This window comes from Pseudomonas chlororaphis subsp. piscium (assembly GCF_003850345.1).
In the GTDB taxonomy this organism is placed as follows: domain Bacteria; phylum Pseudomonadota; class Gammaproteobacteria; order Pseudomonadales; family Pseudomonadaceae; genus Aquipseudomonas; species Aquipseudomonas piscium.
On sequence record NZ_CP027707.1, the window covers coordinates 3355693 to 3372176 of the forward strand.

10 protein-coding genes and 1 pseudogene are annotated in these 16484 nt (G+C 63.7%); all 11 read left to right on the top strand.

Translation table 11 applies throughout. From position 1 onward, the window contains the following. Positions 1-16 precede the first annotated feature (16 nt). The 11 genes and pseudogenes from C4K38_RS15570 to C4K38_RS15620 all read left to right on the top strand — a co-directional run bounded on the left by C4K38_RS15570 (position 17) and on the right by C4K38_RS15620 (position 16480). A pseudogene (locus tag C4K38_RS15570) lies at positions 17-609 on the top strand (RraA family protein). Between the two features lie 318 nt (positions 610-927). Continuing rightward, positions 928-1497 (top strand): type 1 glutamine amidotransferase family protein, encoded by a 570-nt coding sequence (locus C4K38_RS15575; protein WP_053279146.1) that lies wholly within the window; start codon positions 928-930, stop codon positions 1495-1497. Positions 1498-2192: 695 nt separating this feature from the next. Continuing rightward, entirely contained in the window at positions 2193-3323 is a 1131-nt protein-coding gene (locus C4K38_RS15580; RefSeq protein WP_164487007.1) for a condensation domain-containing protein, read from the top strand. Beyond that, entirely contained in the window at positions 3316-4314 is a 999-nt protein-coding gene (locus C4K38_RS15585; protein WP_053279148.1) for an alpha/beta fold hydrolase, read from the top strand. Before C4K38_RS15580 ends, C4K38_RS15585 begins: the two co-directional genes overlap by 8 nt. Then, positions 4314-5669 (top strand): serine hydroxymethyltransferase, encoded by a 1356-nt coding sequence (locus C4K38_RS15590; RefSeq protein ID WP_053279149.1) that lies wholly within the window; start codon positions 4314-4316, stop codon positions 5667-5669. The genes C4K38_RS15585 and C4K38_RS15590 overlap by 1 nt, the downstream gene beginning before the upstream one ends. 90 nt (positions 5670-5759) lie before the next feature. Next, positions 5760-6494, top strand: coding sequence for a flavodoxin family protein (locus C4K38_RS15595; RefSeq protein ID WP_053279150.1), 735 nt, complete (start codon positions 5760-5762; stop codon positions 6492-6494). A 31-nt stretch (positions 6495-6525) separates the two neighbouring features. Next, positions 6526-7644, top strand: coding sequence for a DNA glycosylase AlkZ-like family protein (locus C4K38_RS15600; protein WP_053279151.1), 1119 nt, complete (start codon positions 6526-6528; stop codon positions 7642-7644). A gap of 34 nt (positions 7645-7678) precedes the next feature. After that, positions 7679-13180, top strand: coding sequence for a non-ribosomal peptide synthetase (locus C4K38_RS15605; RefSeq protein ID WP_231998538.1), 5502 nt, complete (start codon positions 7679-7681; stop codon positions 13178-13180). Beyond that, complete coding sequence (locus C4K38_RS15610) at positions 13177-14502, top strand: phenylacetate--CoA ligase family protein (RefSeq protein WP_053279153.1); 1326 nt, start codon at positions 13177-13179, stop codon at positions 14500-14502. Before C4K38_RS15605 ends, C4K38_RS15610 begins: the two co-directional genes overlap by 4 nt. Next, positions 14499-15899, top strand: coding sequence for an anthranilate synthase component I family protein (locus C4K38_RS15615; protein ID WP_053279154.1), 1401 nt, complete (start codon positions 14499-14501; stop codon positions 15897-15899). The genes C4K38_RS15610 and C4K38_RS15615 overlap by 4 nt, the downstream gene beginning before the upstream one ends. After that, positions 15896-16480: an aminodeoxychorismate/anthranilate synthase component II gene (locus tag C4K38_RS15620; RefSeq protein WP_053279155.1), complete on the top strand. Its 585-nt coding sequence runs from the start codon at positions 15896-15898 to the stop codon at positions 16478-16480. Before C4K38_RS15615 ends, C4K38_RS15620 begins: the two co-directional genes overlap by 4 nt. Positions 16481-16484 lie beyond the last annotated feature (4 nt).

Sequence of the window (16484 nt, forward strand, 5' to 3'; positions counted from 1 at the left end):
CGACCTGAGCGATGCAATGGACCGCCTGAAAATCATTTGCCAGTGCGCCGACATCAAGCCCCTGGACCGCACATTCAACCTGACGGGCAAAGCTTGGACCTTGCGCTACGGCCCCATAGGCCTTGACGGAGGGTCGGTTGGTGACTACATCGACGATCTGGAGGAAGGCCAAGTGGTTGTGATCGACAATCAGGCCCGGCTCGACACCACTGTGTGGGGTGACCTGTTGACGTCCACCGCCGCTCGAAAAAATTGGCAGGCACGGTGATCGACGGAATCTGTCGCGATGTCGATCGAGCGCTGGAACTCAATTATCCGATTTTTTCCCGGGGCAACTGGATGCGCACCGGCAAGGATCGAGTGCGCGTCGAAGCTATTCAGGAACCGGTGACGCTGGGTGGAGTGCGGGTGCAGCCAGACGATTGGCTACGAGGCGATGGCGATGGCCTGGTGGTTATTCCTGCCCGGCAACTAACCCAGGTGTTGACGGTGGCCGAGGAAATCCATCAGGCCGAAGAACAGATTCGCGCAGCCATCGACGCCGGCATTCCGTTGCGTCAGGCCCGGGCTGACTATGGTTATCATGCCCTGCAGACTCCTCGCAGCTAACGCATGCTGCTTCAGCACATGAACGGATGCTGCGAGCGTTTTACTGTACTGCTGTTTCGATGCAGGAAACAAATCGCAGCATCCTGCCGGAGGCCACCGAGGGTTCGCGACAAGCGCTGGACCAAGGCCTGATCACCCTGGTCATCGACCTGACGACCCTTTGACCACCGTCATTGTCGAACAAGATGCATCCTGCCAATACTCAACCCCATCATTCACTGGCTCCGCCAGCGTCAACACTCGATGGCAATATCCGCCAGGACAACCATCCTGGATAATTGCTGCCGATCATCATGGATACTTGAGAAGGACACTCAAATGGTACGTGCCGTTACTATTCTCACCGAGAATTTCTCCGACTGGGAACCCGCACTCATCAACTCCACGGGGCGAGCCTACTATGGCTTCGACACTCGTTTCGCGGCCCCCGGTGGCAAGCAAGTGATCTCATCCGGAGGAATGACCGTCATCCCGAACCTGGCCATCGAAGCCATCGCGCTGGAAGATGTCGACTTGCTGATCGTGACGGGAGGCCCTGTCTGGAAAACAGACAAGGCACCCGCAATCGAGGCGCTGGTTCGTGCGGCCCACGCCAGGAAAATCGTCGTTGCAGGCATCTGTGACGGCACCCGCGTCCTGGCCCAGGCTGGAGTACTGGATCACGTGCAGCATACGTCCAATTCCGCTGAGAACCTGAAGCAGGTGCATTATCGCGGAGCGGATTATTACCAGGATGTGCCCTATGCCGTTGCCGACCAGGGTGTGGTCACCGCGCCTGGTAGCGCTCCTGTCAGCTTCATGGCGCAAATTCTCAATACCCTGGGTTTGAACGACAAGAAGCTCGATGCCTACCTGGCCATGCATGCGGCTGAACACATTCACTGCTGAGCCCCCCACTTCCCTCTATCTCTCCCCTCCCCTGGTGCTGCGGCCTGTTACTCGACCGTAGCACCTCCTGCTTTGACCCCTTCCACGACTCCCGCGCTGATGGCCGGCTCACCCTGTTTTTCACTGCTGAACCGCAGCCTGGAGCGGTCCGATAATTTTTTTTAAAAATCGGAAAAAACTTACTTGCACTTACGATATTTCCTACTAAGGTTTTCCCCTATGACGCGCAGGGGTTTTCCCTGGCTCCATCAGGATGAACCTGGAGCCGTGTCAGAGGATGCTTTATTTAGATCGCTCACGAGGCGACATTTTTCCTACCAAAGCTAAGGAATGGCTTAATGTTTTTGTTTGCCGATATTGTTGTCCGGAACCTGCCAGCCCCCCTCGCAACCCCCGCCTTCAGCACCTCAGCCCATGAGCGAAATGCTGCAAGCAACGATTCTCACCCCCTCGCAACCCTGCCCGACATCCCATAAGGCTCCCTCCTTTGCGCGCGCCTTAGAAGCTGATCGGCTCGCTCGAGACAAGTAAAAAACCGACGCATTTTTACGATATGACCGACTAAGGCTGTCGTACAAAAACTGTGCGCGCCCTATGGCCTTCCTGCTGGACGGGAGGGGTGCGGGCACCCGGAAATGCGTTCTCCAATGGATCGAAATCGCCGCCGGAAGATGCCTGCGTGCCGAGGATCGGACATGTCAAAAACAACAGCTCAAGGCCCGGCCACAGAATCAGTCGAACGGATGGGCATGATGCAGGCGCTTGCCGACGCCAGGCTCAGCGTCGAGGCCAAGGCCATGGTCGCCCAGGGCTTCTACATCGGGGTCGCCCAGGAAGTTTCCACTGTCATACCCCTCAAGGACGGGACCGACCCGGATCTCGGACTCTTGCGTCAGCTGGTGAGCGCTGGATGGGGTGAGGAGCTGGGCCGTTATCTTGAAGTGCTCGATGTTCGCGGGAGCAGCGCTGCCGAGGCCTTGCGCAAGGCCCAGCTGGCTGTCAGATCCGGCACTGCGCTATTTGCCGCTGGCAGCCTGGCCACTGGCACCGGATGGCACTGTCTCCTCTCGATCCATCATGGGTTGGCCGACGAACATAGCCTCGAGGTTCTGGCGCGCCTGCTGCAATCAGCGCAATCCGCTGACCTTGACTCGGCCCTGGCGCAGATGCGTCGAGGGCGTGGGTTCTATGAGGATTACGTCCAGGCCCAAGTACTGCACGCACAGGATGACGGCGGGCTGCGCACAGCTGTTGCGCAACCGATGGCGCCTGTGCGCCTGCTGCAAACCGGGCGCCTGGCCTTCAACGCCCAAGGGCCGCGAATGAGTCTGCAACGCACCCTGGACATCGCCACGATCAATGTCGACAAGCCCCCCATGGCGACACTCCTGGCCTGCCTGCAGCGGGCCGATGTCATCGCCGAGGGCGACACCCTGTGTTCGTCGCACAACTGGCGCCCGGCTCACCAGCAGGATGCCATCGGCATGATGACGGGCCTTGTCCCGCTCTCCTTCGCCGGCCCTGGAACACAACCACTCCCCGGGCAAACCAGCCTTGAGGCACGTGCTCGTCGCTGTCCGGCGGCGCGTCAGGCGCTGGCCTGCTGCCGAGCGTCCGAGCTGTTCATCAACGGCGCGGGCCGGCGCGGCATCCCGGCCTCACAGGTGATGAGTGCAACTTTCCCGGTGGGAATCGAAATACGCCGCACAGGTGCTTCGCAACTGCTCCTGGAGATCGAGGGGCCGTTTTGCAACGCCAGTGCAGCCACCAACCTGCTCAATGAACTCGCTGATGTACTTATGGATAGGAGTGAATGGAATGACTGAAAACATCCAGTTCGATGAACAAGCCCTCGCCGATGAAGTGGCTCGCGTCTCTGCCACGTTTGCCGAGGTGCTCAAGCTGCCGCATGTCGGCCATGCAGACAATTTCTTCAACCTCGGCGGCGACTCCTTCGACGCGATTCGCGTGATGTCGCGCCTGTCCTGCAACCTGCCCATCGTGACGCTTTTCGAGCACCCGACGGCAGCCGACCTGGCCCGGCGCATCCTCTGCGAAGCCACTCGACAAACCGCCCGCCTGGTCTGCTTTGGCGATGCGCAAGCCGCCGCAGGTTCGACCGCGGTGATTGCAGTTCCTTTCGGGGGTGGAGACGCCACGGCCTACCGCAACCTGTTTCAAGGCAACCAGGAGGTACAGGTTTTCGGCGTGGATTTCGGTGACTTCGAGGTCGAGGACGCCTTGGACTTCCGTGCCCTGCTCGACACCCTTGCTACCGAGATCGACGAGATCGGCGCCGCCCACCTGATGATCTACGGCCACTGCGCCGGCGCGGCTACCGCAGCGTGCATTGCCTCGAGCATGGCCGATAGCCACGAAAGGCTGTCACTGGTGGTTGCAGCCTCGCGCCCGGTGCTGGATGCAGATGCCGCGATTGGCGCCGCCGAAATCACTTCGGACCAGACCTGGACCGACTACCTGCGCTCCCTGGGGGCCTTCACCGGACTGCTCGACACCCAGGTCGAGAGCATGCTGGCTCGCGGCCGAAGAGACCATCTGATCGCCTGCGAGGCCTATCGCTACCTGGCGCAGCACCCGGCACATGGCGTACCGGCCTTGGTACTGCTGGGCGATGAGGATCCGGCTACCGCCGAGCCCGAAGTCGTACTGGAGCAATGGAGCAAGTTCATCGACGTCACCCAAGCGGCAACCCTGGCAGGTGGCGGGCATTACTTCGTGCGCACCCATGCGCACGAGGTCGAGGAAACCGTGCTGTCGTTCGCAGCACACAACACCAAAGGAAGGGATAACAAGTAATGACAGTCAATCATCAACCGCTTCTTACCCAGGCCGATCTGCTCAAGCGTGGCCTGGCCGATCTTCAGGAACATGATGCCGAACTGGCGCGGATCCTCGACGCCGAGGTCGCTCGCCAGCAACGCACCCTCTCGCTGGTCGCCTCTTGCTGCGCGGTCAAGCCCCGCACCCTGGCGGCTTCGTCCTCCGCGCTGGTCAATGTCACCGCCGAAGGTGTTCCCGGACGCCGCTATCACGCCGGCTGCGAGAACGTGGACCTGGTCGAGTCCCTGGCGATCCAGCGTGCCCGGGAGCTGTTCGGTGCGCAATATGCCGGTGTCCAGTCGCACTCGGCCTCCAGCGCCAACTACCAGGTGCTCGCCGCCCTGCTCGAACCAGGCGACACGCTACTGGGCATGGCCCTGGATAACGGTGGCCACCTGACCCATGGCAGCCCCGTGACCTTCTCGGGCACTTACTACAAGGCCATCGGCTATGGCACCACCAAGGAAGGCCTGATCGACTACGACGAAGTCCGCAGGCTGGCCCTGGAGCATCGGCCACGACTGATCATCTGCGGTGCCACGGCCTACTCCAGGGTCGTGGACTTCGAGCGCTTCCGGCAGATCGCCGATGAAGCCGGTGCCATCCTGATGGCCGACATCTCGCATATCGCCGGCCTGGTGGCGACCGGGCGTCATCCGAGCCCGATCGACGCCGCGCACGTCACCACCACCTGCACCCACAAGCAGCTCGTAGGCCCCCGTGGCGGCCTGATTCTCTCGGGCCGTGACGCCAATGAAAAAGTCCCCGGCCGCGATGCGACCTTCAGCCGGGTGCTCGAACTGGCGGTGTTCCCCAGGATGCAAGGCGCGCCGGCCGTCAACATGATGGCCGCCAAGGCCGCAGCACTGGGTTACGCCATGACCCCGGAATTCGATGCCGAGATGCAACGCATCCGCGACGCGGCCGATGTGATGGCCAGCGAATTCCAGGCCCGGGACTATGAGGTGGTAGGCGGTCGCAGCGAAAACCACACCATCCTGATTCGCTTGCGTGCCGCGATGACCGGCGCTATCGCCGAGACCGCGCTGGAGCACTGCGGAATCGTCGTCAACAAGAACCGTGTGCCCGGCGAAACACGTTCGTCCTTCGTCACCAGCGGCCTGCGCATCGGTACCGGCGCCCTCGCCCAGCGCCATGTCGACGCGCAGGGATGCCGGCAGATCGTCGACCTGCTCTGCCGGATCCTGGACGAGGTGACTCCGCTCGGCGAGAGCGAGTTCACCCTGGACCCGGCCCTGCGCAAGCAATTCTGTGCGGAAGCCGAGGCGCTGTGCGTGAAGTATCCGATCGCTGACTACCTGGCAATCTGAAGCAGTCTCTGGCACTGCTGGAGGCATGGCACGACGGTCCGGCGATCGTCGTGCCCGCAAATACGCAAACTCTAAGGAGAGAGAGGAACCATGACGGACAAGATCAAGTATGTCGCCATCAATGGCTCGGAACGGGTGGATGGCAACAATGCCAGGGCGCTGGAGTGGGCGGCCGAGTACCTGGAAAAACAGGATGTCATTCTCGAGGTTTTTTCACTGGCCAGCGCCAAGATCGACCCCTGCGGGGCCTGCGGCGATTGCAATTTTCGCAACGAGCCCTGCGTGCAGAAGGATGACGCCGCGCGTGCGGTGCAACTCATGGAAGCCAGCGATGGCGTGATCTTCGCCTGTGCCGTCCATGGCTTTGGCGCAACGCCCTTGATGTCGGCATTCCTGGAGCGTGTCGGGACCGGGTTCCTGCGCCACGATCGCACCCTCACCAACAAGGTGGCCGGGGTCATGGTGACCGGCCGGCGCATGGGCCATGTGGAGGTCTACAACCAGATGCTCCAGTGCGCCTTGCTGAACCGCATGATCATGGTCGGCTACGGCTTCCCGGCCATGCTCGTGGGCGACAAGAAAGGCGAGGTCCTGGGCGACAAGGAAGGTATGGAGATGCTGCGCCGGATGCTCGATCGCATGGTTTCCATGACCCGCCTGATGCGCGACCACGAACGACTCACAGGGCAGCCGGTACTGCAGGTTTCGGTACCAGGGGAGCGCCATCGCGAGGGCAACGACGGCAAGTTCTTCGTCCCGGCCAAGTCCGACATGTACCAGCTCGAGGCCGCTCGCAGCTGCAACTTCGATGTCGTCGGCGACTGAACTGCGCAGCCCAACAGCTATCGAGAACCTTATGAGCATTAGAACTGCCTGCAATGGCCTCACCGACACCCACCTGCGGGAATGGATAGTGTCGGAACACTTCGAGCGCCTGGCGGATGCAACGGTGGCACAGATTGCACAGGCCTATGTCGGCGTCTATTCGGCCCGGCCTACCAGTTGGCTGGCGGTCATGGCGCGCAATCGCAACCTCGATCGCAAGACCGTACTGGCCATGGAAAACCTCAGCGACCTGCTGCGTATCCCGGGCATGCGGCGCTCCAAGTTCCTGCTGCCCGGCGAGCTGGCGGCCAAGGTCTTTGCCGCCACACGCCTGCCGCTGGCCAACCACGAATGGCGCCTGCGGGACGTAGGGCTTGGCCTGGACGATTACCGGCGACTGCTACCGGCGCTGGTCGCCTTCAGCAATGGTGTCTCGGTACGCCTGCAGGACATCGGCAGCGCCCTCGACCTGCCGGCACCCCAGGCGCGTGCAGTGACCTCGGTTGCCGCCTATGACGGCGCATTGGTGCGTATATCGGCGGCCAACCAATGGTCCAACCGCTGGCTGTACTCGGCCGCACCCGATGGGCTGCTACCCGGCGACGGCGTGCCACTGGACCGCGATTCGCTACTGCGCGATATCGCCGGGCGCTACGTCGAACACTACGGACCGGTCACGGTCGACGACCTGGCCTGGTGGCTCGGGGTTTCAAAGGAAACCGCGCGCGGGCTGCTTCAAGCCTGCGGAGCCAGCCAGGTCGGAAACCAGATGTGGCACAGCCAGGCCGGCCTGGCGCGCCTTGAGCAGTTCCTCGAACGCGCCAAGGCCCCCACGACGGCGCAGATCCGCTTCCTGCCGGCCTGGGATCCCCTGGTAATGGGCTATGCGCCCGGCTCCAGACAGCGCAACTGCCTTGAGTTGGAACGTGTCGGTGGCTACGACGCGGCCGGTAACGGACGGCCGGTGGTGCTCATCGGTGGCCGGGCTGTCGCCACCTGGAACACCGCGGCCAAGGGCAGCAAACGCTTCATCGCAGTCGATGCCTCGACACTCGCCGACCAGGAGCGTGAAGCCGTGCTTCAGGCTGCCTCGGTGCTGGCGGAGCAGATCGGGGCCATTCACCAGATCGAGAACAAAACCACAGCGTGACAACAGGGAAGGCATGAACAAAATGAGGGACGACATGACATCAGTACCCCCCGAGCCACAATCGCTGTCAGGCAACGAGCGCAGCCTGTGGGACGCGTTCGCGTGCCCGGCGGCCGGACCATCAGCCGACAGCACGCGGGACCAGGAAGACATTGCCCTGCCCCCTGGCCTGGCGGCCAGCATGAACGACCTGATTACGGTCGCCGCGGTCCTGGGCTCCCTGCTCAGCCCGGAAGGCAGGCTAATCCTGGGAATCCATGACGACGGCAAGCCGTCGCAGCTCGGCGTCGATTGCACGGCGTTGAACCTTGCAGAAGACGCCCGGGCCTATATCGCGCAGTTGCGCGACCATGCCGAAGCGCCCCATGGCGAGACGCAATTGCGTGCCGATATCGAGATCAGCGATGGCAAGAGCCTGCCAGCGGCGCAATCGCCGGTCTGGCTGCTGGTGCAGGACGGCCGTTGCCAACTGTCGGTACGCAGCGATCGCATGACCCGGGCCGTACGCCTGGAGTTGCTTGAACTGGTGGCCTTCGCTTGCGCCCGATTACTTGATCCCAAGGCCCTGCCGGCTTCCACTATCCAGCCCGCCTGCCCTGCCCCGGCCGAAGCCGGCCCGCGCCAGTTCCTGGTGGAGCGCATCTACCGGCATGTACAGAGCAAGCCATCGGCGGTGGCGATAGTCGATGACAACAGCGACCGCAGCCTGACCTACGCCGAACTCTGGGACGCCTCCGAGGCACTGGTCCAGCACATACGCGAACGCGTCACTTCCCGGCGTTCGAGCCCGCGCCTGGCGCTGTTCCTCGAGCGCGGCTGGCAACACCTGGCCTCGATCATCGCCGTGCAACGCATGGGGGGCACCTGCGTGCTGATCGACCCGGCGCATCCTGACGAACGCATTCGGGCCTTTATCGAAGAGTGCAGTCCGCATGCGGTGTTGACCGCAGGCAGTACCACCGAGCGAGCGAAAGATTTGGTGGCCTATCCGCTGCTGGACATCGACAAGGTGCAGCTACGCCCTACCCACGTCGATTGGGAACACGGCAAGTGGGTCGACACCACCAACGAGGCCTGCTTTATCGCCGGCACTTCCGGCAGTACCGGACGGCCCAAGGCGGTATGCCTGTCCTATCGGGGGATGGCCGCTACCCTGGACGCCATTATCGATCAGGCCGGGCTGGGCGAGCATAGCCGCGGCTCATGGCTATCCTCGCCCGGCTACGGGATGGTCGAGGTTGATCCGCTGCCGGTACTGTGCGCCGGCGGCACGGTCTGCATCCCTGCCCCGCCGGTGCTGCAGGACGTCAACCTGCTGGCGCGCTGGCTGCTCGAAGGCGACATGAACCATACGCTGGCCATGACTTCCATCGCCGAAGCGCTGTGGGCCACCGGGATCCGGACCGGCCTGCGCACCATGCTGATCGCCGGCGAACGCTGCAAGCAATGGCCGCCGGCCGACCTCGGCTACCGGGTGATCAATGTCTATGGTTCCGCGGAGGCCGCGGTGGTTTCCATCGAGGACCTGTGCGCACCACGCCGCACCTTGCTGCCCTCGGTGGGACGCGCGATACCCGGCGCCCAGATGTATGTGGTCGACCGCCACGGCCAGCAGCTTGCGGCCCGTTGTGTCGGTGAGCTGATCATCACCGGCGAAACGCTGTCGGTGGGCTACGTGAACCCCGAGGACACGAAGAAGGCGTTTCGTGGCAACACCCTGGACGCCACTTCGCCATTGCAATACAGCACCGGCGATCGGGCGCGCATGGCCGCCGATGGCACTGTGGAAATCTTCGGGCGGACCGATTCGGTGGTGAAGATCCGCGGACATCGGGTCGACCTGACTGAACTGGAGATCACCGCGCTGCAAGTACCGGGCGTGGTGAAGGCGGCGGCCAACTGCTTGAGCAACGACCTGGGCGCGACGCTGGCGTTGTTCCTGGAGCTGGCTCCGGACGCCGCAGAGGTGGTGGCCAAGGTTCGCAAGCACCTGGCCGCGCGCCTGCACCCGGCTGCCCAGCCCGGCCAGATCGTGACCGGCACCCTGCCCCTGGGGCGCAACGGCAAGGTTGACTACAGCGCGCTGCAGGTCGGCCCTATCGAGCGCGATGCGGGCCAGACAGTCTTCGCCCCAGAGACCCAGGCAGACCACGCGGTACGCGATTGCTGGCTGGCCTGGACGCTCTGTGAAGAGGCGACGCTGGAGTCGAGTTTCTTCGACGCCGGCGGCGATTCCCTGCGCGCCTTGCGCATGGTCGGTGAATTGGCCTGCAAGCATGGCATCCATGTGCAAATGGGCGCGTTCCTCGAGGAGCCGGTACTGGCGAACCTGGTCCGCCTGGCCAATGCCTCGCGCGATACCCAGTTGCCGAAGTTCGAGCACCTACCGGCGCAGCAGCAACTGCTGCCGTTCGAACTCAACGAAAGCCAACAGGCGCTGTGGATCGGTCGTGGTTCGTTCTACGACTACGGCGGCGTCGGCTGCCAGGGCTATTTCGAATGGGAAGTGCAGGCCCTGGATCGCGAGCGCTTCACCCGTGCCGTGGGGCTGCTGGTCGAGCGCCATCCGATGCTGCGCATGACCATCGATGCCAGCGGACGCCAGAGCATCGGCGATGTCGACGGTACCCAGGCGGTGGAGTACGTCGATCTCAGCGCCCTGGACGCGGCGCAGATCGACCAGGAGATCGACCGGGTCCGCGAACGCATGGCCAACGAAGAAATCGGCACCACGCAATGGCCACTGTTCCAGTTCCGCATCAGCCGCCTCAGCGCCAGTACCAGCCGTGTGCATCTGTGCATCGACATGCTGATCGCCGATGCCTGGTCGATCTTCCAGGTGATCATCCCCGACCTGATCGATCTCTACCTGGAAGATGAGCCACAGCTGCCGGTGCTCCAGACCAGCTTCCATGACTACGTCGCCTATCGGCAAAAAGTACTCAAGAGCGCCCAGTACCAGGCCGACCGCGAATACTGGCTGGACAAGATCAACCATCTGCCGGCGGCGCCGCGCTTGCCGCAGCTGGAGCCCGGAGAGTTCAGCGGCCAGTCGCGTTTCGAGAGGCACGAGGGCACCCTCGCCGTCGCTGCCTGGGAGCGGCTCCAGGCCCAGGCCCAGGCGCGCAATATCTCGCCATCCGGGGTGGTCGCGCTGGCCTTGTGTGAAGTGCTGCGCTGCTGGAGCGAAGAAGATCGGTTCACCCTGAACTTCCCGGTCTCGGATCGGATGCCCGTCAGTGCCGATATCGACCAGGTCGTCGGCGACTTTACCAATACCTTGCTGGTGCCTTACGAAACCGCGGCCGCCGATACCCTCGAGGCTCGCGGCCAGCAGCTGCAAGGCGCCATCTGGCAGGCACTGGACCATCGGCTGTTCAACGGTGTCGAGGTGCTGCGCGAGCTGGCCCGGGCCCGTCGCAGTGGCGGTGCGCCGCTGATGCCGATCGTCCTCACCAGCCTGCTCGGGCACCCGGGACGCCATGATGCGGCGCGTCTTGGGCAAGAGGTCTACGGGGTCTCGCAAACGCCTCAAGTCACCCTGGATGTGCAACTGCGCGAATCCGAGGGCACCTTGTACTTCAAATGGGACTACCTCACCGGGGTCATTCGCCCTGAGGTCGTGGAGTCGATGTTCGGCGCGTTCTGCACCCTGCTGCAGCAACTGGCCGACGACAGCGAGATCTGGCAACGCACCTGGCTCGACCTGCGACCTGCCGCGCAGATCGAAGTACGCCACGGGGTAAACGCGACCCAGGCGCCAGTACCTGAGGTTCACCTGCGTGACCTGCTGCTGGCACGGATCGCCGATCGCGCCGGGGAAACCGCGGTCCTCGATGCCCAGGGCAGCTACAGCTGGGGCGAAATCGGCCGGGCCGCGGCACGGATCGGCGAGATGATCCAGCAAGCCCGCAACCCCGGTGAACGTTTTGTCGGGATCGTACTGCCCAAGGGCAGCGGCCACTATGCGGCTGTCTACGGCTGCCTGCTGGCCGGTGTCGGGTATGTGCCGGTGGATATCGACCTGCCGTCCGAGCGTATCCGCTCGGTGCTGTCCCAGGCCGGGGTGAACACCGTGATCGCCGGTGTCGATACCCCGTTGCCGGAGCAGGTGCGGCGGCTGGTGCTGACGGATGAGGACCTGCGTGCCTGGGCCGGGCAGCATACGGACCTGGCCCGGGCGCCACTGGCTGCGGACTACTCGCCCTACGTGATCTTCACCTCCGGCTCCACCGGCAACCCCAAGGGTGTCGAGATTCCCGAGGCCGCTGTGGTCAACCACGTCTATGACGTCGTCCAGCGCTTTGGCCTGGATGTCTCCACTCGCCACCTGGCCACCGCCGCCCTGCACTTCGACATGTCGGTCTTCGATATCTTCGGCCCCCTGCTGCACGGCGGCTCGGTGGTGGTGCCTGCCCAGGCGGCAGGACCGGACCCCGATACCTGGCTGCGACTGCAGCGTCGCCACGGGGTGACCTTCTGGGCCTGCGTGCCGGCCATCATGGACCTCTTGTGCAGTGTGGCGGAAACCGCGCGCAGCTTCTCTGCGGTGGAGTCGCTGGCCGACATCGTCATGGCGGGCGACTGGATCCCTCTGCCATTGCTGCCGCGAGCCAGGGCGCTGTACCCCAATGCACGGCTGTACTCCTGCGGAGGCCCTACCGAGACCACCAACTGGTCGGTGCTGCACGAGATCGACGAGCAAGAAGGCCAAGTGGTGCGTTCGGTGATTTATGGCGCGCCCATGCGCAACTCGGCCTATCACATCGTGGCGGGCGACTGGACCGATTGCCCGGATTGGGTACCCGGGGAAATGCTGGTGGAAAGCGATGTCTCCCTGGCCTGCGGCTACATCGGCCAGCCGGAACTGACCCGCAAGGCCTTTGTCCAGCACCCGCGCAGCGGGCGACGCATGTACCGCACCGGCGACCTCGGGCGCTACCTGCCCAACGGCGAAATCGAGATCCTGGGACGCATCGACAACCAGATCAAGCTCAATGGCCTGCGCATCGAACTGGGTGAAATCGAGAGCGTGGCCGAGTCCTGCCCCGGTGTCTCGCGAGCCTGTGCCGTAGCCCTGCCCGGTCCCGATGGGCATCCCAAACAGATCGCCCTGGTCTATGTCGGCGAGCCCGAACTGGCTCCTGCGATCACCCAGGCCCTGACCCTGCGCCTGCCCGCCTACATGGTGCCGAAGACTGTCCAGCAGCTGCCCCAATTGCCCCTGTCGAAGAACGGCAAGGTGGATGTACTGGCCCTGCGTGAAACCCTGAGGAATGACATGAAAGACTCCACTCGCAAGACTCCGCAAACCATCCTGCGCACCGTTATCCGGGTGATCTCCAGTCATCTCGAGGAGCCAGTGGTACTTCCCGAGGACAACTTCTTCGACCTGGGCGGCGACTCGCTGTCGGCGATGAAGATCAAGATCGAACTCGAGTCCCAGCTGTCCATCAGCGTTCCCCTGGAGAGCCTCATGCTCACCGAGACCATCAGTGAGTTCGCCAACAGCCTGGACGCGGGGAACCAGCCATGAGCAAGGACAACCTGCACCAGCAATGGCTGGAAGATGTGGACGCCTACCTGGATGGACGCACCACGCCACAGGAACTGGAGGCCAAGGGACAACTGCGGGCCCGGGAAGTCTTGCGCTATGTCCAGGAACGCTCGACGTTCTATGCCAGGCACCTGCGCTCGCAACTGGGCGGTCCCAGCGCGCTGCCGGCGCTGGACGGCATACCTTTCACCACCAAGGAAGACCTGCGCGCAGTCGGCCGTTCGGTCTGCAGCCTGCCTTTCGACCAGATCGCGGTGTACTACGAGACGACCGGCACCACGGGGTTGCCAACCCCCTGCCCGCGGGCGGCGATCGATGTGGAGACCAGCGGTGCCTATGTGCAGAAGGCCGTCGCCGACCTGTACCAGTCGACATTCGGCACCACCGATGCCCTCACCGCGATCATGGGGCCGTCGGAGCTGTATGCGTTCGGCGATACCTATGGCGAGGTCTGCCGCAACCTGGGCATTCCCTATGTGCGGCTGTGGCCGGAAAGCCCTCGGGTCGGCCTGGTCAAGGCCGCCCAGTTGATCAACGACCTCGGCGTCCGTTCGCTGATCTGCTCCCCCGCCGTGGCCCTGGCCCTGGCCCGCCTCTATGTGAGCCAGGGGACCGACCCGCGCGAGACCGCGGTGGGCCAGATCATGGTGCTGGGCGAACTGTGCACGCCGCAGATGCTGAGCAATATCGCCCGGGTCTGGAATGCCCATTGCACCCATGGCCTGTATGGCTCTCAGGAAGCCCATGCGGTGGCCACTGGCTGCGCCAACGGCAACCTGCACTTCTCCGAGACCAACTATCTGGCGGAGATTCTTCCGGTTCCCGGCATGGAGGGCGATATCGGCGAACTGTGCCTGACGATGCTCGTGCCCGGGGCCAAGCCGCTGATCCGCTACCGCACCGGCGACCTGGCGCGCCTGCACTCCGCCGAGGAGTGCGGGTGCGGCAACCGTTCTCGTTGCCTGCGGGTGTTTGGCCGGGTGAGTGATGTGATGACCCTGGGCGGTCGCCAGGTACTGCCGGCACTCATCGAGTCGGCGGTGCTGACGGCGGCCGAGTGGGTCTCTGGCTACGAGGTCAGGATCTGCACCGCCAGCGACGGCAGCGACCATGTCGAGGTGTCGATGGTGGCGGGTATCGGCGAGCGTTCGGTGGCCCAGGTACAGGAGCAGATGGCCGGCCATTTCGGCACCTCGGTCCAGCTGCAACTGGAGCAGAGCCTGGATCCGAGGACCGAGACCGGTGCCTACATTTCCTGGAAGCACGCACGTATCCGCGATCAACGGGAGCCGGCCCTGTGAGCTCATTACAGCCCATCCCCATATGGCGTGTGGAGCACCGCGAAGTCGCCGATGCCGCACCGGTCGCCCAGGTGCGTCGTGGCCTGCTGGGGCTCTATCCATGTCCAGCGCTGTTCGAGACCGGCGCGGGTTTCCTGCCGGTCGACGGCAACCAGACCACCTTCATGATCGACCTGCTATTGGAGCTCAAACTGGTCAATGGCACCTGGCAGCTGTCCGCCAGCGCGCCCTTCCAGTGGGCCTTGACCGCTTGCGAACGGCTGCTGGACAACCCGCAGTCGAGCCTGGGCGAACGCCTGCGGCGGGTAGCCCAGACCCTGGCCCTGCCGGAAGGTTTTCCCCTGGTGCTGGCCCTGGGCTACAGCGCCGCGCGCTTCGTCGAAAATCTGCCGGGAATGGCCATCGAGCAGGATGTACCGGAGGTGGTGGTGCGGGTCTACCGGCATATCGTCCGCTACGAAGACCCCCAGGGTCCGGCGCGGATCGACGTACTCAACGCCGGGACCAAGGATGGAGCGGACCTTGAAGCCCTGCTCGCGGTGCTTCGCCAGCCGCCGGCGGCACCACTGCCTGGCGTCGCCGTGGAAGCCGCGGTGGTCGAGGACGTCACCGATCGCGAGGCGTTCTGCGCGGCCGTTTCCCGGGCCAAGGAGTACATCCGCGCCGGTGACATCTACCAGGTGCAGTTGTGCCGTCGGGCCGTCTCCAACGCGGCGATTGCCCCAGTGGAGCTCTACGAGCGCCTGGCGTCGGTCAATCCGGCGCCCTACATGTACTACCTGGACCTTGCCGACCTGCACGTCGTGTCATCCAGCCCGGAGCTGATGATCCGCCTCCAGGACGGTGTGGCCCAGGTCCGGCCGATCGCCGGGACCATGAGTCGGGAGGACCAGCGCGGCAGTCCGCTGGACAGGATCCCCAAGGAAGCCGCCGAGCACCTGATGCTGGTGGATCTGGCGCGCAACGACCTGGCCCGTTGCGCGGTTCCCGGGGGCGTGCAAGTGAGCTCGTTCATGCAGCAGGACACCTATGGGTCCCTGCTGCACCTGGTCTCTACAGTGGAGACCAGGGTGCGCGAGAACTGCGATGTCTGGGACCTGATCATGGCCAATTTCCCGGCGGGCACCATGACCGGAGCCCCCAAGGTCCGGGCAATGGAAATCATCGCCGAGCTGGAAGGCACCGCTCGCGGGCTGTACACCGGTTGCGTGGGCTACATCACCGGGGCCAACAGCGCGGTGCTGGCCCTGACGATCCGTACCATCGTCGGCAATGCCGGGCGCTATGTCTTGCAGTCTGCCGCGGGAGTCGTCGCCGACTCCCAGGCCGAGGATGAATGGAATGAGGCGGGAGCGAAGATCAAGTCGTTTTCCCGAGCGATGGGAGCCAGCGCATGAGAGTGATGCTAATCGACGCCTTCGACAGCTTTGTGCATGTCATCGAGCAGTACTACTCGGCCGCGGGTGCAGAAACCAGGGTCGTTCGCGTCAACGACGACCCCATCGCCCAGTATCGACAGTGGCAACCGCAGTTACTGGTCCTGGGGCCCGGTCCGGGCACGCCCGAGGACCATGGCTACCCGCAGATAATTCGCGCGATGGATGAACGGCAGGCTATCTTTGGTGTCTGCCTGGGGCACCAGGCACTTGGCGAACATTTCGGTTGGAAGCTCACACGTGCGCCTACCGCCGAACATGGCAAGTACGCCCAGGTCCACCATGACGGACAGGGCATTTTCCAGGATGTGCCCTCGGCCGTCACCGTGGTGCGTTATCACTCGCTGGCAATCACCGACCCGGGAACGACAACCTCGCTAATGGCCACGGCCTACTCGGACGATGGCGTGAACATGGCGGCGCGACACCGTACCCGGCCGATCGAAAGCGTGCAGTTTCACCCCGAGAGCATTGGTACCGACTACGGGATCAAAATGATCCGTAACTCATTAGCCCTGGCCAACGTCAACGCCATGGGCTGATCGC